The 18551-nt window shown below is 52.8% G+C and carries 14 protein-coding genes; 8 read left to right on the forward strand and 6 right to left on the reverse strand.

All coding sequences use genetic code 11. The features are described 5' to 3' along the window. Positions 1 to 249: 249 nt before the first annotated feature. The gene (gene lldD, locus CPA45_RS21745) at positions 250 to 1401 is read right to left on the reverse strand and encodes an FMN-dependent L-lactate dehydrogenase LldD (RefSeq protein ID WP_096655277.1); all 1152 of its coding nucleotides are present in this window, start codon (positions 1399 to 1401) and stop codon (positions 250 to 252) included. A 321-nt stretch (positions 1402 to 1722) separates the two neighbouring features. Here lldD and CPA45_RS21750 point away from each other — a divergent pair, with 321 nt between their 5' ends. Genes CPA45_RS21750 through CPA45_RS21760 form a run of 3 tightly spaced genes read left to right on the forward strand, consistent with a single transcriptional unit; the run spans position 1723 to position 5775 of the window. Beyond that, positions 1723 to 2496 (forward strand): GntR family transcriptional regulator, encoded by a 774-nt coding sequence (locus CPA45_RS21750; protein WP_096655279.1) that lies wholly within the window; start codon positions 1723 to 1725, stop codon positions 2494 to 2496. Next, a complete protein-coding gene (locus tag CPA45_RS21755) occupies positions 2493 to 4400 on the forward strand; it encodes a sensor histidine kinase (RefSeq protein ID WP_096655281.1) in 1908 nt (635 codons plus the stop codon). The genes CPA45_RS21750 and CPA45_RS21755 overlap by 4 nt, the downstream gene beginning before the upstream one ends. After that, positions 4393 to 5775: a sigma-54-dependent transcriptional regulator gene (locus tag CPA45_RS21760; RefSeq protein ID WP_096655283.1), complete on the forward strand. Its 1383-nt coding sequence runs from the start codon at positions 4393 to 4395 to the stop codon at positions 5773 to 5775. The genes CPA45_RS21755 and CPA45_RS21760 overlap by 8 nt, the downstream gene beginning before the upstream one ends. On the opposite strand, the gene CPA45_RS21765 is transcribed toward CPA45_RS21760, so the two are convergent. From CPA45_RS21765 to CPA45_RS21775, 3 genes are all read right to left on the reverse strand, one after another. Further along, positions 5751 to 6422, reverse strand: a complete 672-nt coding sequence (locus CPA45_RS21765) for a metal-dependent hydrolase (protein ID WP_096655286.1) — start codon at positions 6420 to 6422, stop codon at positions 5751 to 5753. The genes CPA45_RS21760 and CPA45_RS21765 overlap by 25 nt on opposite strands. Positions 6423 to 6525: 103 nt before the next feature. Beyond that, positions 6526 to 7071, reverse strand: a complete 546-nt coding sequence (locus CPA45_RS21770) for a gamma carbonic anhydrase family protein (protein WP_096655288.1) — start codon at positions 7069 to 7071, stop codon at positions 6526 to 6528. Positions 7072 to 7110: 39 nt separating this feature from the next. After that, positions 7111 to 8451 carry a sodium-dependent transporter gene (locus tag CPA45_RS21775; RefSeq protein WP_096655291.1) on the reverse strand — a complete coding sequence of 447 codons (1341 nt, stop codon included), beginning with the start codon at positions 8449 to 8451 and terminating at the stop codon, positions 7111 to 7113. Between the two features lie 182 nt (positions 8452 to 8633). Between CPA45_RS21775 and prlC the strand changes: the two genes are divergently transcribed. The 4 genes from prlC (at position 8634) to CPA45_RS21795 (ending at position 14628) form a co-directional block, all read left to right on the forward strand. Then, positions 8634 to 10679: an oligopeptidase A gene (gene prlC / locus CPA45_RS21780; protein WP_096655294.1), complete on the forward strand. Its 2046-nt coding sequence runs from the start codon at positions 8634 to 8636 to the stop codon at positions 10677 to 10679. 62 nt (positions 10680 to 10741) lie between these two features. After that, a complete protein-coding gene (locus tag CPA45_RS21785; RefSeq protein ID WP_096655296.1) occupies positions 10742 to 10993 on the forward strand; it encodes a YheV family putative zinc ribbon protein in 252 nt (83 codons plus the stop codon). A gap of 305 nt (positions 10994 to 11298) precedes the next feature. Continuing rightward, complete coding sequence (locus tag CPA45_RS21790; protein ID WP_096655299.1) at positions 11299 to 12291, forward strand: TAXI family TRAP transporter solute-binding subunit; 993 nt, start codon at positions 11299 to 11301, stop codon at positions 12289 to 12291. A gap of 135 nt (positions 12292 to 12426) precedes the next feature. Further along, positions 12427 to 14628: a TRAP transporter permease gene (locus CPA45_RS21795; RefSeq protein WP_096655302.1), complete on the forward strand. Its 2202-nt coding sequence runs from the start codon at positions 12427 to 12429 to the stop codon at positions 14626 to 14628. A gap of 163 nt (positions 14629 to 14791) precedes the next feature. Here the strand turns inward: CPA45_RS21795 and metF are convergent, their stop codons facing one another. After that, positions 14792 to 15634: a methylenetetrahydrofolate reductase [NAD(P)H] gene (metF, locus tag CPA45_RS21800; RefSeq protein WP_096655305.1), complete on the reverse strand. Its 843-nt coding sequence runs from the start codon at positions 15632 to 15634 to the stop codon at positions 14792 to 14794. 158 nt (positions 15635 to 15792) lie between these two features. On the opposite strand from metF, the gene CPA45_RS21805 reads away from it, so the two are divergent. Next, positions 15793 to 16728, forward strand: coding sequence for an AEC family transporter (locus tag CPA45_RS21805; RefSeq protein ID WP_096655308.1), 936 nt, complete (start codon positions 15793 to 15795; stop codon positions 16726 to 16728). On the opposite strand, the gene ligB is transcribed toward CPA45_RS21805, so the two are convergent. After that, the gene (ligB, locus tag CPA45_RS21810; protein ID WP_096655309.1) at positions 16725 to 18410 is read right to left on the reverse strand and encodes an NAD-dependent DNA ligase LigB; all 1686 of its coding nucleotides are present in this window, start codon (positions 18408 to 18410) and stop codon (positions 16725 to 16727) included. The two genes, CPA45_RS21805 and ligB, sit on opposite strands and share 4 nt — an antisense overlap. Between the last annotated feature and the right edge of the window lie 141 nt (positions 18411 to 18551).

The following is an 18551-nucleotide window of genomic DNA, read 5'->3' on the forward strand; positions in this document are numbered from 1 at the left end:
TGACAAACCAAGGTTTTTACACCTTATTCACCGCTGGTAACGCTTGGCGTCCCCGGCAGCGGATGCGTACTTTACGGATTCGCTGCCGCTTTGGCAAGAGAGTTTTGTAAAAAAATTTCCTAACTCGTTACGCTTCCCTTTCCCTGCTGATTTAAGCGAAGCACTAGCGCTACTTCTTACCTCTTATTTCCTCTACTTGCTGCCTCTTCTTACCACCTCGGTTCTTACGGCTTGCGCTCTTACACCTCTCTATATGCCACGCAGCGAACTCGACACCAGTGAATCCGAGCTGATATCCGCGATGCTACGAGCCCCGGTAAGCGTCATCGCAACCCGCATCTCTTTTTCGAATAGCTCAAGTAAGTGGGAGACACCAGCTTCTCCCGCCGTAGCGAGCGCATAGATGAAGGCACGTCCAATCAGGGCGGTATCCGCACCAAGTGCAATCATTCTCACAACATCAAGACCGCTGCGCACACCGGAATCGGCCAAAATGGTCAAATCTCCTTTGACGGCATCCGCAATAGCAGGCAAAGCACGAGCGGTTGAGGGAACCCCATCAAGCTGACGGCCACCGTGATTGGAAACAACAATGCCATCGGCACCAAAGCGAACCGCATCGCGGGCATCTTCAGCATCGAGTATGCCCTTAATGATCATCGGGCCATCCCAGAGCTCACGGATCCACTCTAGGTCTTTCCAGGAAATGGCCGGATCAAAGTTGTCACCAAGCCAGGCAATATAGTCCTCAAGCTCCGTTGGCTTACCACGATAATCGGACACATTACCCAGGTCATGGGGGCGGCCATGAATACCCACATCCCAGGCCCAAAGAGGATGCATTGCGGCCTGGAGCATACGCCTCATTGGCCCATGCTTACCGCTCATGCCGGAGTGGGCATCACGATAACGCGCGCCTGGCACGGGCATGTCGACGGTAAATACCAACGTTTTGACCCCAGCAGCCTTGGCCCGCTCAAGGACATGCTTCATAAAGCCTCTATCCTTTAGCACATAGAGCTGAAACCAGATGGGCCGATCAACTGCCGCAGCGACTTCACCGATAGGGCATACCGATACTGTCGATAGCGTGAACGGTATGCCTTTTTTGGTAGCCGCCCGCGCTGCCTGTACTTCACCACGCCTAGCGTACATACCGGTCAGCCCTACTGGGGCCAAGGCAACAGGCATGGCAAGGGTTTCACCGAATAGCTCGGTCTCTAGTGATAGCGATGACATATCTTTCAGCACGCGCTGGCGCAACGCCACACCGGCAAGATCATCAACATTTCTCCGCAGCGTATGCTCCGCGTAAGATCCCCCATCAGCATAGTGAAAGAGAAAAGGGGGGAGACGGCGCTTGGCAGCTTGGCGGTAGTCCGTAGATGCTGAAATGATCATGGCAAGCCCTATGCAATAAGATAGATGCGCTACTACAAGAAACAGATGCACTATCCACAGGTAGTCATCGAAGAGTCGGTGTTAAGCGCCCAAAGTCTGTAAATTGGTTTTACCAATTTACAAAAAATATGGCCTCAACATTAGTGAGAGGCTGTGATCGTGTCAAACCAGGATCACACTCTTCGGTGCTTTTCAGACCTATACTTTAGTTCAAAGCCGTCCGACTGCTACTATTAGCAAGCGGTTGGCTAACGATTTACTGTTGAGCCAACCCTTCAAAGCCCCTATTATTGGTCTTACCAATTAAAGGGGCTTTATCCAATGGCTTACCCACCGCTCCGCCAGCAGCGCTTGGCCGATGTTATTACTGAACGCCTTGAAGCTATGATTCTTGAAGGCAGCTTAAAACCTGGCCAACGCCTACCGCCCGAGCGTGAGCTTGCCGAGCGGTTTGGAGTATCGCGCCCATCGCTGCGCGAAGCGATTCAGAAACTTGCTGCCCGCGGCCTGCTCACTAGCCGACAGGGTGGTGGTACCTTCGTGAATGAGGCACTGAACAGCGGCTACACAGACCCACTACTAGAGATGATGTCTCGTCATAACGAATTTCATCTCGACCTGCTTGAGTTTCGCGATGCTATGGAAGGCATTTCTGCTTATTATGCCGCGCTACGCTCAACGCCCGCGGATAAAGCCATACTGATTCAGCGCTTTGAAGAGCTTGATGGCGGTTTTGTCGGTGCCAATCCTGCCCAAGAAGCCAAGCTCGATGCCGCCTTCCATCTCGCTATTGCCGAAGCCGCACATAACGTATTACTCCTGCACACAATTCGGGGAATCTTCCATTTATTAGAACAAAGCATCGTCGATAACTTGGCGCACTTGTTTGCTAAGCCTGACTCACGCAGTCAGCTTATGAAACAACACCGTGCGCTGCTGGATGCAATTCTGGAAGGTCGCGCAGAGGATGCGCGCGCCCGTGCCCACGAACACTTGGTATACGTTGAAGAAGGGTTATTGGAAATGGCCAGGGCAGAAACCCGTGCCCAGCGAGCGCTGCGCCGCGCTCAAGGCACAAGTAGTGCGCCAGCATGATTAGCCAGCCGTTACGTTGGCGCCTACTGTGGTTGATCGCAATCTTCCTGGGCTTGATGCTATGTATGTGGCAAGCATCGCTGATTGCACGTGAGCAAGCGCTAAGTAATTTACAAGACGATGCAGAGAACGAGCTACGCTTGTCGGCCGCCAACTTAAATGGCTACCTGCTACGCTACGACTACCTGCCTAGGATGCTGGCCACTCGGGAGGGCATTCAGCGCTATCTTGCCTCTCCAGATAGCCAAGACCCTATGCCGCTAAACATGCTACTTGACCGCTTCCGCTTTACGGCAGGCGTGTCAGATATCTATTTGTTAGACCGGCATGCCGATACTATAGCAGCGAGTAATTGGCACCGCCCCAATACGTTTATCGGCCAAAATTATGCGTTTCGCAGCTACTATACGGATGCTATCCAAGGAGGCCAGGGGCGCTTTTACGGACTCGGCGTTCAGTCTCTGGAGCGTGGCTACTACTTCTCTTCCCCTGTTTGGCTAGACGACACTTCGCCCGATGCTCAACCAGATGGCGTACTTGTAATTAAAGTGCTGCTAGATGATGTCGAAGCCAGTTGGGCCGAGCAGGATGCAGAACTGCTGGTTACCGATAGCGACAACATCATCTTTATGGCCAGCCATCCAAAGCTGCGCATGAATGCACTCCACCCTCTTAGCGATGATGAACGCGATGCATTAAGGGCCACGCGACGCTACGCCATGGAGCCATTGGCGCCATCTGGTATTGTGCTAGATACGCCCTACGGACCAGATAGCTACTTGGTCAGTTTTTCCCATGGGCCGCTCAGCGGCGAGCGCTATTTAAGCCTCACTCGCCCTATTCCTGAATTTGGCTGGCAAATGCACATCCTAAAACCTTTAACACCAGTCATCAGCGCGCAGTGGATTGCCGCGTTAATGGCTGGTGGGCTTTACGGCATTGTGGCACTAGGTGGCGGCATCGGCTGGCAACGGTTGCGGTTACGCCGTGAACGCGAGGCGTTTGCTGAGCGGGAACGACAAACTCTGGCTCGAGTACGCGACGAACTCGAAGTGAGTGTTGAGCTCCGTACCCGAGACTTAGTCGCCAGTAACCAACGGTTATCTGGCGAGATAGAAGAGCGCCGTCGTGCAGAGGCAAGCCTACGCCAAACGCAAGATGAGCTAATTCAAGCGGCCAAACTTGCTGTTTTGGGCCAACTGGCTGCAGGTATTAATCACGAACTCAACCAGCCGTTAGCGGCTATTCGTGCCTACGCCGAAAACGCTCGGCGGTTTATTGAGCTTGCCAGGATTGAAAAAGCCGATGCAAACCTAGAGCAAATTGTCGAGCTGACTCAACGTATGGCCGATATTAGCGCCCAATTGCGTCAATTCTCGCGGAAAAGCAGCGAGCGCCATGAAACCATCTCTGTGCAAGCGTGCATCGAATACGCCTTACGCTTATTTCACAGCCGACTCAAGGACGGTAGTGTTCAGGTTCAGCAACACTGGCCAAAGGAAACGCTATGGGTAAAAGCTGACTTAGTTCGCCTAGAGCAGGTACTGGTTAATCTTATTGGTAATGCGCTGCAAGCAATGAAAGAGACGCTCTCACCTGTTCTGACACTCCGCGTGGATGTGGTGAGAGAGCAGGTAATAATCAGTGTAGCCGACAACGGCCCAGGTATTGCCAAGCCACATTTAGGGCAGATCTTTGAACCCTTTTTCACAACTAAAGCACCAGGCAGTGGATTAGGACTAGGACTTTCCATCTCCTCACGTATCATGGATGACCTAGGAGGCAAGCTGCAGGCCACCAACCAAGCGGCTGGCGGCGCATGCTTCACCGTTACACTACCTTACTCATCGCCGCCTGATTCGTTAGCGACCCCGTTGGTGAAGGAGAATAATAACCATGCATGAGCCGTCAACGCTGCCGGTCATGGTGATAGACGACGAACCACACCTGCGCATCACCGCCAGCCAAACCCTAGAGCTTGCCGGCTATACACCCTACTGCTTTGAGTCTGCCGAACAGGCGCTTGCCGCTTTGCCTCGCAATTTCCCTGGGGTTATCGTTAGCGATATACGCATGCCTGGCATGGATGGTATGGCACTGCTGCATGAGCTACACAGCCGCGATGCCACGCTACCAATCATTCTAATTACTGGCCACGGTGATATTTCGACCGCCGTAGAAGCCATGCGCGCAGGTGCCTGGGATTTTCTGGAAAAGCCCTTTGCAGGGGATCAGTTATTAGATGTGGTAAGGCGCGGCATCGAAAAGCGCCAACTAAGCCTGGAAAACTTACGTCTTAAAGCTGAGCTTGAAGTTCAACAAGCCGCTCTCGGCCCTCGTCTTGTCGGGCGCACACAGGTGATTTCTCATCTTGCCGCAATGATTCAACGTATCAGCCAAGTAGAAGCGGATGTGCTGCTGTTTGGCGAAACAGGGACAGGTAAGGACTTAGTCGCCCGAGCGATCCATGAACGCAGTGCTAGACGCAATAGTCCCTTTATGGCGATTAACTGCGGTGCAGTGCCTGAAAATACTATTGAATCAGAGCTCTTCGGCCATGAAAAAGGCGCCTTTACAGGGGCCGTGGAGCGGCGAATAGGTAAATTTGAGCATGCTAATGGTGGCACAGTATTTCTGGATGAAATTGAGTCAATGCCGCTAGCTCTTCAGGTCAAGCTGCTGCGGGTTCTCCAAGAGCGCAGCATCGAGCGGCTAGGTGCCAACGAAGTGGTGCCACTCAATATCCGTGTTATTGCCGCCACCAAAGTTGACCTCAAAGTAGCCGCTGAGGAAGGGCACTTTCGTGAAGATTTATACTACCGACTTAACGTCGTTACTCTACCGCTGCCAGCCCTACGTGAGCGGCGCGAAGATATTCCCTTGCTTTTCCAGCACTTTGCCGTCGTGGCCGCTAACCGCAGCGGGCTTGAAGCTCCCATTTTGGATAGCCATGCTATTGCCGCCCTTCTGGCCCACGACTGGCCTGGTAATGTCCGTGAACTACGCAACCTAGCCGAGCGCTATGTACTGCTAGGGGCAGCGTTTGATTATCGCCTTGATGCCCTACTGGAGGGTGTCGCTGCCGACACCCAAGAGCCGACGTTGCCTCGCCAAGTGGAGCTTTTCGAGAAAAGCCTAATCAGCCAATCGCTTTCCCGGCACCAAGGGCGTGTTATCGATGTTTGCCACCATTTAGGCATACCCCGTAAAACGTTTTACGACAAGCTTAAGAAGCACGGCTTAAACGCCGGAGACTATCGCCACAACAGCGAGCCTTGATGAAACAGCTCGGCCAACACTCCCCAGGGCGGCACCCAGGGAACCAGGGTTAGCATTGCAATCAACATTAATAGATTAGAGAGTGGACGGCGGCTATCCCCCAGTTTCAGCGCAGTGCCAAAAGAGCGCTTTAAGCGTGCCCCTTCCAAATCGACACTAAACAGCTCATCTAATCCCAGATGAATAATAAAACCTAGCAGTACCGCTGCCCCGTGGCACCATGCCAGCCAAGCGGGCTGGACCAGCAAATGATAGCTGAGTGCAGCGGTTGCCAATGCACACAGTCCGGCGGCCATTAGCGAATGCCAGATCCCTCGATGCACGGTGAAGCGTGAAAACAGCACTGCAGCCAAATAGCGCACACAGAAGTATATGCCGCCACAAGCGACCAGCAGCAATCCTGGCGTTAACCAAGGTTGAAGCAGCAGTACGCCCAACACTAACGAAGGCACTGAAAGTAGGTTAAAGATCAACCGGATAGAGCGGGAACGATCAGCATCAATATCCGGCAAAATACCACCAAAAGCAACCAGAGCCACCACCAACAGCGCCTGATTGGCGGGCCACCATTGGACCTGCCAGCCCGCATAGGCTATTAGCATGCCGCCCGCTGCTGCTACTGTAATATGCGTGCGAAAATTCGCCATAGCGCGGCACCCTAGAAAACTGGATAAATTACCAGATTTTTGGCTGCCGCAACATGATTGCGTTAGAAAAAAGGGTGATAAGCCAATCATTTAGGCATATTTGTTAACAAACAGGCTGTGCAAGAAACGTATCTTTTAATCTCACATAGTTACCTGCCGTATAGGGGAAGAAGGCACGCTCTTGCTCTTTAAGCGGTCGCAACGCCTTGGCTGGGTTACCCGCATAGACATAACCACTCTCCAAGCGCTTACCCGGAGTTACCACGGCGCCAGCGGCTATAATTACCTCATCTTCAACCACCGCCCCATCCATCACAATGGCCCCCATACCCACCAGGATACGGTTGCCCAGCGTGCAACCGTGCAAAATTGCCTTATGGCCAATGGTGACATCGTCGCCAATAGTGAGCGGAAAGCCATCAGGGTTAAAGTCACTGGCGTGGGTAATGTGCAAGACGCTGCCATCCTGCACGCTGGTGCGTGCGCCAATGCGGATGCGGTGCATATCGCCACGGATCACGGTCATCGGCCACACCGAACAATCATCCCCCAGCACCACATTGCCAATCACCACGCTCGCGGGATCGACATATACGCGCTCGCCCAGTTGAGGTGAAACGTCTTGAAACATTCGTAGGGCATTGCTCATGGTTATCTCCTTAACGCGATAATGGTGTTGGAAGAAGTGCTATAGCAATCCGCCAAGTAAGACGATAAACGTCAATGGGATCGACACCCAGCGAATGATAGTACGCCATAGTAAATAACCGCGCTCCCCCACACCTAGCGCGCTCTTGACACGTACCTGAGGCATCACCCATGCCGCAAAAATTGCGATTAACAAACCACCCATGGGCAGGAAAATATCCGGCGGAATACTGCTTACCAGCTCAAACACATTGCGCCCAAACAGTGGCCTAAACTCTGCCATGGTTGAGAACGAGAACGCTGATAGCAAGCCGATTAACCACACGCTTAGCGCTACGGCCAGCGTCGATACACTACGTCGCCACCCCAGCCCCTGTAACGTGGCCACCATCGGTTCGGCAAGGTTAATGGCCGATGTCCACGTAGCCAGTAACAGCAGCAGGAAAAACACACTCAGCCATAGCGATCCCCAGGGCAACTCTGAGAACGCAATCGGTAACGTGACAAACATCAGCCCAGGTCCATCAGCCGGGTCCAACCCCTGCGCAAACACCACCGAAAAGATCGCTATACCTGCCAATAAGGCCACACTAATATCCAGTACAGCCACCGCGAAAGCGGCTTTCGGCAAACTTTGATCATCGGGCATATAAGCGCCGTACGCCATTAAGGCACATGCCCCTACCGCAAGGGTGAAAAATGCATGGCCCATCGCATGCAGCACGACACTGGTCGTAACATCTCCAAATGAAGGTAAAAACAGCCAGGATAGTGCCGTACCAAAGCCATCGGTCGTCGCAGCATAACCCGCCAATAGCAACAACAACCCATATAGCAATGGCATTAATAGGTTATTTAACCGCTCCAAACCTTTCGCCACTCCCGCGGCTACCACGGTCATGGTCATAAATAGAAATAGCGAGTGGTTAAAAATCAGTAATCCAGGACTAGCTAAAAAAGACTCAAAGCCAGCGCCAATCTCCGCGGCACTTGCACCATCAAAATTACCGTTAACGGAAGCGACCAAGAACTCGATCGACCAGCCTGACACCACCGAGTAAAACGACAGAATACAAAACACGGTAAAAGCGCCGAATAACCCTAGCCAGCGCCAATGGGAGGAAGCCCCCGCCTCGGCCGCGAGCGCTCCAAGCGACTGCATAGGACCACGCCGCCCTGCCCTACCGATTAAAATTTCAGCCATCATTACTGGAAGACCTAACAGCAGAACAAAAGCGACATAAATTAGTAAAAAAGCCGCGCCGCCATTCTCACCTGCTACGTAGGGGAACCGCCAAATATTGCCTAGCCCCACCGCTGCCCCGGTTACCGCCAAGATAAAGGCCCGCTTCGACCCCCAGCGCTCTAGCGTTTCACTCATCACATGCTCCTGCCATTGGTGGCACTAATTGGTGGCACTGAAAGGCGGCAAGACTAGCAGGCACATTCGCCCAGGCCAAACCTTGCCATTGAAAGAACGCCCCACTGCCCACACTGTGTCATCATTATCGTGGGTTTTCACACCCCCCTATTACGTTTAAAAACGATGCCACTGAGGTGCCTATGTCCCGCAATCCGTTGCTAGAGAGCCATGTGCTTCCCCCTTTCGCCGAGATTCGCGCCGAGCACGTGGTGCCTGCTGTAGAGACACTGCTGAGCGAAAGCCGTGAAGCAATTGACCACCTCGCCCAACAGGCAGCTAGCACACCGCCAACCTGGGAAAACTTCGCGGCACCGCTAGAGGCCGTGAATGACCGTCTTTCCCAGACATGGTCACCGGTGGCGCACCTTAATGGCACGATGAACACTCCCGAATTACGCGAAGCCTACCAAGCATGTTTGGAGCAGCTCTCTGCATTCAGCACATGGGTTGGCCAGCACGAAGGACTGTTTCATGGCTGGCAAGCGCTAAAAGATAGCCATTGGGAACACCTGGATACCGCACAGCAACGCACGGTCGACAACGCCCTGCGCGACTTCCGCTTAGCCGGTGTCGACCTGCCTGCTGATAAAAAAGCCCGCTACGGTGAGATTCAATCGCGCCTCTCCACGCTATCTAACCAGTTTTCCAACAACGTACTGGATGCCACTCAAGCGTGGCACAAAGATATCGACAACCCGCATGAGCTCACCGGCGTGCCACAAAGCGCGCTTGATACGCTAAAAGCCGCTGCTGAAGCAAAAGGCGTTGAGGGCTATCGTATTACCCTCGATTTCCCCAGTTTTTTCCCCATCGTCAGCTATGCCGACAACCGTGAGCTGCGTCGCGAGGTGTATACTGCTTTTGTCACTCGTGCCTCTGATCAGGGCCCAGATGCCGGTAAGTTCGACAATGCACCGATTCTGGAAGAAACCTTGGCCCTTCGCCACGAACTGGCCAAACTGCTAGGCTTTAATACCTACGCTGATTATTCGCTAGCAACCAAAATGGCAGACTCGCCCGAGCAGGTACTTGAATTCTTAAGCGATCTTGCCCGCCGCGCCGTCCCCCAGGCTAAAGAAGAGTTTGCCGAGCTAAGCGCCTACGCCCATGACGAACTCGACATCAGTTCTCTTGAGCCCTGGGATATTGCTTACGTGAGTGAAAAGCTGCGCGAAGCGCGCCATGCAATTTCCCAAGAGCAACTGCGCCCCTACTTCCCCGCGCCTCGTGTGGTAGATGGGCTTTTCCAGGTAGTAGAGCGCTTGTTTGGCGTGCAAGTGGAAGAAGACAGCAGCGCACCGAGCTACCACAGCGATGTACGCTTCTTCCGGATTATCGAACAGGGCACGCCCATCGCTGGCTTCTATCTTGACCTATACGCCAGAGAGGGAAAACGTGGCGGTGCCTGGATGGCCGACTGCCGGGTACGCCGCCAGGCCAACGGCGACCTTCAGCTACCCGTTGCGTTTCTTACCTGCAACTTCACCGCACCAGTAGGCGGGAAGCCGGCGCTGCTAACCCACGATGAAGTTACTACGCTATTCCACGAGTTTGGTCACGGCTTGCACCATATGCTAACCAAGCAGCTGATTGCTGACATCTCAGGGATTAACGGCGTAGCCTGGGATGCGGTGGAACTTCCCAGCCAGTTTATGGAGAACTACTGCTGGGAGCGCGAAGGATTAGACCTGCTCGCCAAGCATGTTGAGAGCAATGAGCCCCTGCCCTCCGATCTGCTTGAGCGGCTGCAAGCGGCTAAAAACTTCCAGTCAGCAATGGGTATGGTGCGCCAAATCGAATTTTCGCTGTTTGATTTACGCCTTCACCATGAACTTGAAGCTCCCAGCGCTAGCGACGTTCAAGTGTTAATCGATGAAGTGCGCAGTACTACGTCGGTGGTGCCCGTTGTCGCCTTTAACCGCTTCCAGAATAGCTTTAGCCATATTTTTGCCGGCGGCTACGCCGCGGGCTACTACAGCTATAAGTGGGCAGAAGTACTCTCTGCCGATGCTTGGAGTGCTTTCGAAGAAGCCGGTATTTTTGACCCAGAAACGGGACAGCGCTTCCGCAAGGAAATTTTAGAGCAAGGCGGCGCTCGTGATGCTGCTGAGCTATTCCGCAATTTCCGGGGCCGTGAACCAAGCGTCGAGCCACTGTTACGCCATAGCGGTATACGTGCCGCTTAGCCATACTAATGTGATTACCCAGCGCGGCGGCTTTGGTTTCGCCGCGCTACCGGAGCTTAATTATGTCGAGCGTTAAACGTTTTATTGCTGGAGTAATCTGCCCGCGCTGTGCAGCGATGGATCGAATTCGTGCCTGGGAGCAAAATAATATCCGCTACAGAGAGTGCGTAAGCTGCGATTTTTTCGAGCAGTTGCCTATTGAGGATGAAGCAACACCGGAGCTGACAACTCGCGTTAACCAAGTACGTGACGAGCAGAAAGTTCAGGATGTCCAGCCAGTTCGTATTCTCGACCCTGGCAAGCCCCACCGCTAAATCGACCTTCCTTGAAGCGTCGATCAGACGCCACCTGTATTTTCCCTATTTCGACCCTATATTGTGTGCGGATTACCGCACGCTTTTTTTTTATTCGTGCGAAATATCAGACACTTCCCCCTTGGCCCTCATCAACCAAAGTCTAACAAAAAAATCATAAGCATTTGTTTATTAAAAAAAAACCAATAAATGGCTTATAAATCGCTTAATACAACTTGGTTAACTGAAACAATGCCAGCGGTATTCTGAACATACGCATCTGAATACTCTGTTAATAACCCTAATAACAGCTAGGAAATCTCGCCATGCGCAATAAAATGCCTAAGACCCTTGCACTCATTGCTGGCGGTGCACTCGTTGCCGCTGCTACCGCTCATGCTGAAGTAGATCGTGACGGTTGGCCCTCCAGCTTTACCGTTGGTACCGCAAGCCAAGGGGGTACGTTCTATATTTATGGTTCAGGTTGGGCCAACCTGATTGCTGATCAGCTAGGTGGCATCACCGGCGGCGGCGAAGTAACTGGTGGGCCGACACAAAACCTGGCACTGGTTCATGCTGGCGAGCTAGCATTCGGCCTGACCACTTTAGGCCCCGCAGATGATGCAATGAATGGCCGCAGTCCTTTGGCACCGGGCGTGGTTATGGATAATGCCTGCGCCCTATTCCCAATGTATGAAACACCTTTCTCCATCAGCGCCCTTGCAAGCAAAGGTATTACCTCTATTGCGGATATTCCCGACGGCTCTCGTATCGGCTTTGGCCCAGCGGGCTCTACCTCTGACGTGTACTTTCCTGCCATTCTTGAAGAGTTAGGCGTTAACTTCGAGCGCCGTAATGGTGGTTGGTCTGACCTAGGTGGCCAGTTGCAAGATGGCCTGCTTGACGTTATTGCCTTTGCGGCAGGCGTTCCTATCCCTGCGGTAAGTCAGCTAGAAGTACAAACAAACATTAATATTATTGAATTCACCGAAGAAGAGCAGGCTAGGGTCATTGAGGCTTTCCCTGTATCGGAGTTTACGATTCCGGCAAGTACCTATGAGACTCTTGAGGAAGATGCTCGTGCGGTTTCCATGTGGAACTTTGCCATTGCAGGCTGCGATCTGCCTGAAAGCTTAGTATATGAAGTAACGCGCCTTACCATGGAAAATAATGACCGTATGATCTCGATTCATCGCAGTGCGGAAGAGAGCATTCCTGAGAATATTGTGTATAACACAGTGATGCCTTTCCACCCTGGGGCCGCTCGTTGGTTTAACGAAAACGGTTATGAGATTGCTGACGATATGATTCGTCAATAAGCGCTAAGCCTCTGTAGTAGTAAAAGGGTCGGCACCTACCTAAGGGCCGACCCTTGTTACAACACTAGCGCATAAGAAAGTGCTGACATACCCCGCCCCGTCTCGTTGATGATCCATCCTCAAGGGTAACCTCTCATGAGCAACAACACCGGCAGCCCTAACTCGGCCGCACCCACTAACGACCCAGCAGAACAAAAAAACGCCCAAGAAATTTTGGCCGAAGGCGTTGATGAGGAAGTCGTTGAGCCTAATCGACGTGTATTTACAGGCTGGCAATGGGCACTCTTTGCCTGTGTCGCCATTGCTTATTCACTGTTCCATCTAATTACGCTAAACGTCCTCCCTATGGAGACGTGGACCTACCGTATTGTTCACGTTGCAGGCGCACTAATACTTGGCTTTGGTTTATTTACAGGCGCTCGCTTTGCCAGCACTGCCTCTGAAGAATCACCTAAGTGGTTAACACTGCTCAGCGCCGCACTGCTGATACCCGCTGGCTATGCGCTCGTACAAACTGTATTAATGTGGCAAACGTTGTCAGGCGGCGCCATGCGTATCGACCCGCAGGTTGAGTCGTGGCACTTTGGCTACCCACTGCTGCTAGCGACCGTTGGCGCTATCGTATTGTCTTGGTTTTATCGTCAAGTTCGCTCAAAGTTTTCCATGCCCGACCTAGTATTAATGATTGTCGCATTAGCTAGTGCAGGGTATTTAATTACCATTTATAACACCCCACTACGCATGTCCACGGGTACTTCGTTTGCTCCCGTAGGCATTACCTATGCAGCCATGGCAGGCTCTTTGCTTATTTTAGAGCTTACGCGCCGTGTAGCAGGTAACGCTCTAGTGGTAATCTCTGCCATTTTTCTAGCATATGTTTTTGGTGGTCCTTACTTACCGGGCTTTCTGAGCTATCCAGGTCTATCGGTTAACCGCTTTTTCAGCCAGCTCTACACCGATATTGGCGTGCTAGGCCAAACGACTGCGGTCTCTTCTACCTACATTATTCTGTTTATTATTTTCGCTGCTTTCCTTCAAGCCTCCAAGGTTGGCGACTACTTTGTGAATTTCGCCTTTGCTGCTGCCGGGCGCTCACGCGGAGGCCCCGCCAAAGTATCTATTTTTGCATCCGGTCTGATGGGTATGATCAACGGAACCTCAGCAGGTAACGTCGTATCAACCGGTTCGCTGACAATTCCACTGATGAAGAAAGTTGGCTACCCAGGCCGTAGTGCTGGTGCCATTGAAGCTGCCGCTTCTACAGGGGGGCAAATCATGCCGCCTATTATGGGCGCCGGCGCCTTTATTATGGCGGAAGTGACGGGTATTCCTTACCGTGAAATCGCTGTTGCAGCACTAATTCCAGCAGCACTGTACTTTCTATCCGTCTACTTTATGGTTGATCTAGAGGCAGCTAAGAAAGGCATGCGCGGCATGCGCAAAGATGAAATCCCGCAGTTCCGTAAGCTTGCCAAGCATGCATACCTATTCGCGCCTATTTTAATCCTGATTTATGCGCTATTTATGGGCTATTCAGTTATCCGTGCAGGTACCCTTGCTACCGCTGCTGCCGCCGTTGTCAGTTGGATTTCACCCAACAAAATGGGTATTCGTGAAATTCTCAAGGCACTGCAGTTAGCCGGCACTATGTCGATTCAGATCATTGCCGTGTGTGCTTGTGCAGGCTTAATTGTGGGGGTTATCTCGCTGACGGGCGTTGGTGCGCGCTTCTCCTCACTACTGCTTGGTCTAGCCGGCGTTAGCCAACTGTTGGCTCTGTTCTTTGCGATGCTCATCAGTATCCTGCTGGGCATGGGCATGCCCACCACAGCAGCCTATGCAGTTGCTGCATCCGTTGTTGCCCCGGGGCTAATTAACATCGGTATTCAACCGCTAGTGGCTCACTTCTTCGTTTTCTATTTCGCGGTTATGTCGGCCATTACGCCTCCTGTCGCGTTGGCATCTTATGCCGCGGCAGGCATTTCTGGCGATAACGCGATGAAGACATCGATTACTTCCTTTAAAGTAGGTCTTGCCGCCTTTATAGTGCCGTTTATGTTCTTCTACAGCCCCGCCATGCTGATGGAAGGCACTCCCATGCAAATTGCCCGTGTCGCGATTACGGCTTCTATTGGTATATTTATGCTGTCGGCTACCGTGCAGGCGTGGTTCTTCGGCTCAGTCAAAGCATGGCAACGGTTAGTCCTATTAACAGGGGCGCTATTTTTGATCTATGGCGGCGTCTTTAGCGATTTAATAGGTTTGGGAATTGGCATCACGATGTTCATCCTGCAACGTAAGCTGCATGGCCATAAGCCTAGCCCCGTCTCTGCTTAACTGCTTGGGCGCCCAGCTTGCTGGGTGTCCCTAGTTAAGGCGTACTAAGCTAAATAGCTGACTGACTTAATCTGCTTACCAGAGAGCCACATAACTTAAAAGCCTCACTCAACATTGTTGAGTGAGGCTTTTTCATTGTTACTACTTTTTCTGATAAGTGTTTTTAACTCACTAGGTTATCAACAACCTTCAGGACTGGAGCGGCTTGGTTAAGGGTGTAGAAATGCAGTCCTGGTGCGCCGCCATCTAGCAAGCGCTCGCATAAGCGGGTGATAACATCGGTACCAAAGGCGGCAATGGAATCGCTATCGTCACCATAGGACTCCAACTGCTTGCGGACCCAGCGGGGGATTTCCGCGCCACAGGCATCCGAAAAACGAGCCAATTTGGTGTAGTTGGTGATTGGCATAATACCGGGAATAATCGGCTGCTCGACCCCTAGCGCCCGTGCTTTCTCAACGAAATGGAAATAGGCATCAGCCGTAAAGAAGTACTGGGTAATCGCCATATTAGCGCCAGCCTGCATCTTACGGGCAAAGTTTTCCACATCCCGATCAAGGTTGGGGGCCTGTGGATGGGATTCTGGGTAGGCAGCCACGGCAATCTCAAAATGATCACCAGTCTCCGTGCGAATAAACTCCACTAGCTCGTTGGCATAGCGCAGCTCACCGATACTCGCCATGCCTGAAGGCATATCACCGCGCAGCGCAACGATGCTATCGACGCCCTCTTCACGGTACTGCGCTAGTAGATCGCGTAATTGAGCTTTTTCACTACCAATACAGGAGAGGTGAGGAGCGGTATTAATACCACTTTGGCTAACGCTGCGCACGGTGTCACGGGTACGCGCTTGGGTAGAGCCACCCGCACCGTAAGTAACAGAGAAGAAACGCGGATTACGCGCGGCCAGCTCATCACGCACATGAATTAGCTTGTCTCGCCCAGCATCAGTATTGGGCGGAAAGAATTCAAAGCTAATACCTAACGGATGCTCTTGGCTGCTCATCGGATATCCTCGCATAGCAGTAACGTGGTGGTCTTTGGGTTATTCTCTCTTTTCCGGTGAATGGGGGCTAATGAAAGATTCCACGGTCGCCCTTTAATTCGGCTCATGTTCGCTATTTACAGCACTACCTCAGTTACAACATTAATCAGGGAGCAAAAATGGATTTAGCGCCAAGTGCCCTCATGGGGCCACTGCTGATGTTATTAGGTTATGTTGGGCTGGGCTTTATTGCCGCGCAGCGTCTGAAGATCGACCCACGACCCATCGCCACGTTGCTGGTGTACCTGATTGCACCCCTAACGATTTTTCGCGCGCTGATGAACGGCGGCCCTACGACAGCGTATCTAGCACTGACGTTGGCGCTGTTTATTCTTGTGAGCGCTATGGCACTGCTCGTACGCAGCGTTACCCAGCACCGCTTTGGGCCTCAAGAGGGGGCGCTGCTGGCGTTTTCCTCCGGCACTGGCAATACCGGCTACTTTGGGCTTCCGGTAGCGCTTATTTTACTGCCTCCAGAGGGTGTGACTCTTTATCTCTTCTGCATGCTGGGCATTAATCTGTACGAATTTACGGTGGGCTTCTATTTAAGCGCACGCGGCCACTTTTCAGTGCGCCAAAGCTTAATCAAAATCGCTCGCCTGCCACTCATCTATGCCTTTCTCATAGCGCTACTGCTGAGTGCACTCAACGTCACGCTGCCCACTGCACTAATGAGCTCTCTGGAAGTATTTCCTGCCACCTATACGCTATTGGGCATGATGATTATCGGTATGACCCTTAGCCAGGTTACGCTGTCCGCGTGGGATACTCGGTTTGTCGCCGCCTGCGTAGGGTTACGCTACCTGCTGTGGCCACTGGTCATGCTAGCGGCAGTACTTGTGCTGCAACAGATCACACCACTGGCCCCTGAGCTTGCCATGGCACTATTACTGCTAGGCGTTGTACCCATGGCATCTAATGTGGTGGTAGTTGCCATGGAGCTGGGAATCCAACCACAAAAGGGCGCACTTGCGGTACTCACCACGACGCTACTGGCGCCACTGTTGATACCACTTTATCTAGGCCTTATGCTGCGCCTAACTGGGCTGGGTTAAAAGCCACTCACCCCCGCCTGCTGCAGTTGTGCTGCCATGCGCTGTACCTCTGAGTGGCTGAAAAACGCTGCCAGCGCCTCGGCACGCATAGCTCCTACGCCGGATGTAGACTGCCAGTCCGCCCGTGAATAATCTGCCAACGTATCCCAATCACCCAGGCGGGCGTTGGCACCTGGTGGCATGCCCAGCGCGGCTAACCATGCTGAATAGGGAGCGGCCCGAGCAGCATCAAATTGCGCTTCTAACGCTGCGGCTCGCACTTCTCCAATACCTTGTGCTTGTCGCAGCTGCGCAGGAGTGAGCTCCATCCAACCAAGTAACTCAGTGACAACATCTGCTTCGATTAGCGCCTGCCAAGTACCTTCCCCCACTCCTTGCATCCCTAGCTGGTCGCTTAAAAAGCTAAGCCTTGCCAATAACTGTGCTTCACAGCCAGGGGTCAACGTAAAGCAGCTCAGTAAGTGGTAGCGCTCCGGGGAAGGGGCGCTTAGCGCGGCACGCTCACGGGTTTGCCATACAACCTCGGTAACTTGTGGGATCGTCAGCCCCGCTAGCGTTACCGCCACTTGGTCACCCGGCCGGACATCCCAGGTCTGCCAGCGCTCCAGCGAACCCAATGAAACGCGGCTGATGCGCCGTCCCTCTAATGTAACTGGATAGAGCCACAGGAGCGGCGTTACTCTCCCAGTTCGCCCAACACGAAACTCCACACCGCGTACCTGAGCCAGCGCCTGTTGCGTAGGATATTTCCAAGCAACTGCCCATTCGGGTGGCGCTGATGACCAGCGACGTACGCCAGGGCGCTCAGCTTGTTTGAGGACAACACCATCGGTTGCAAAGGGTAGTGGACTGTTAAACCACGTTTCTCGCCAGTAGGTGGCGTCGCGTTGATCATTTAAGTGGTGAGTATAATCGGCAGTATCAAAACCCAGAGCGGTTAACTCAGCGAGCCTTGTAGCCATATCAGTAGGCCCATCAGGCCGATCCCAAACAAACAGCCCAATTTGCTCAAGAGTTTGACTCGTCGGCGACGCCTGCGCCATGGCACCTGCCACTGCCCCACGGGCACCTGTTGCGGGGTTTCGGGCCTGAATATGGTCCTTCAAGCGCCAATAAAGCTCGCCTTGGAGTACCACGGAGAGCGGTGAGAGCAGTGTATTGGGTACGGCAGGAATCTGCTGGGCACGAGCCGTCCAGTTCTGACCACGCTCACCATCACCGCGGCTAACGGCTTCGACCAACTCACCGTCTTGATAGCGTAGCGTGACCGCAACACCATCTACCTTAGGCTGAATCCATAGGTTATCTCGGCGGCTGGTAAAACGCCGCACGCCATCATCATCAACTTTGTTCAAACCGGTTTGTGCAAAGGGGTGATCCAGCGTGCCTCGACTACTGGTCACTCTGCTTAGCGGTTGGTGAGACACCTGCTCCCCTAAACAGGCTTGCCAGTTGGTTAGACGTGCCACCGCTTGATCGTAGAGTTCATCATCAATCAGTGACTCGCCCTGGTCATGGTAGGCGCGATCCCATATTTCGATGTGTTCCGCCAACGCATGGCTCTCAAGCGCCAGCCGCTCCTGTGACCAATCTGGACACTGGCCAGCCTGTGCGGATAAGGTGACACCCATCAGCCACATCACTAGCAAGCCACATCCACTGATTTTTCGCCCCGACTGCATAAGCCTCCCCACATACTTTATGATTGCGCGATTTTTGTACGACCAGCCCAGTAGATACCCATGCTTACACTTAATTATTAGCAAAGTCATCTTAATCAAAGTTATCTTAGCGCAATCTAAAACACTCATGCAGCATATAAA

Origin of the sequence: Vreelandella nigrificans (assembly GCF_002374315.1) — a bacterium.
GTDB lineage: Bacteria > Pseudomonadota > Gammaproteobacteria > Pseudomonadales > Halomonadaceae > Vreelandella > Vreelandella nigrificans.

Bases quoted from the DNA above. Each gene is read 5' to 3' on its own strand.
- CPA45_RS21785 (WP_096655296.1), top strand. From the start codon at position 10,742: ATGTCGAGCGTTAAACGTTTTATTGCTGGAGTAATCTGCCCGCGCTGT.
- prlC (WP_096655294.1), top strand. From the start codon at position 8,634: ATGTCCCGCAATCCGTTGCTAGAGAGCCATGTGCTTCCCCCTTTCGCC.
- lldD (WP_096655277.1), bottom strand. From the start codon at position 1,401: ATGATCATTTCAGCATCTACGGACTACCGCCAAGCTGCCAAGCGCCGT.
- metF (WP_096655305.1), bottom strand. From the start codon at position 15,634: ATGAGCAGCCAAGAGCATCCGTTAGGTATTAGCTTTGAATTCTTTCCG.
- CPA45_RS21770 (WP_096655288.1), bottom strand. From the start codon at position 7,071: ATGAGCAATGCCCTACGAATGTTTCAAGACGTTTCACCTCAACTGGGC.
- CPA45_RS21790 (WP_096655299.1), top strand. From the start codon at position 11,299: ATGCGCAATAAAATGCCTAAGACCCTTGCACTCATTGCTGGCGGTGCA.
- CPA45_RS21755 (WP_096655281.1), top strand. From the start codon at position 2,493: ATGATTAGCCAGCCGTTACGTTGGCGCCTACTGTGGTTGATCGCAATC.
- CPA45_RS21760 (WP_096655283.1), top strand. From the start codon at position 4,393: ATGCATGAGCCGTCAACGCTGCCGGTCATGGTGATAGACGACGAACCA.
- ligB (WP_096655309.1), bottom strand. From the start codon at position 18,410: ATGCAGTCGGGGCGAAAAATCAGTGGATGTGGCTTGCTAGTGATGTGG.
- CPA45_RS21775 (WP_096655291.1), bottom strand. From the start codon at position 8,451: ATGAGTGAAACGCTAGAGCGCTGGGGGTCGAAGCGGGCCTTTATCTTG.
- CPA45_RS21765 (WP_096655286.1), bottom strand. From the start codon at position 6,422: ATGGCGAATTTTCGCACGCATATTACAGTAGCAGCAGCGGGCGGCATG.
- CPA45_RS21805 (WP_096655308.1), top strand. From the start codon at position 15,793: ATGGATTTAGCGCCAAGTGCCCTCATGGGGCCACTGCTGATGTTATTA.
- CPA45_RS21750 (WP_096655279.1), top strand. From the start codon at position 1,723: ATGGCTTACCCACCGCTCCGCCAGCAGCGCTTGGCCGATGTTATTACT.
- CPA45_RS21795 (WP_096655302.1), top strand. From the start codon at position 12,427: ATGAGCAACAACACCGGCAGCCCTAACTCGGCCGCACCCACTAACGAC.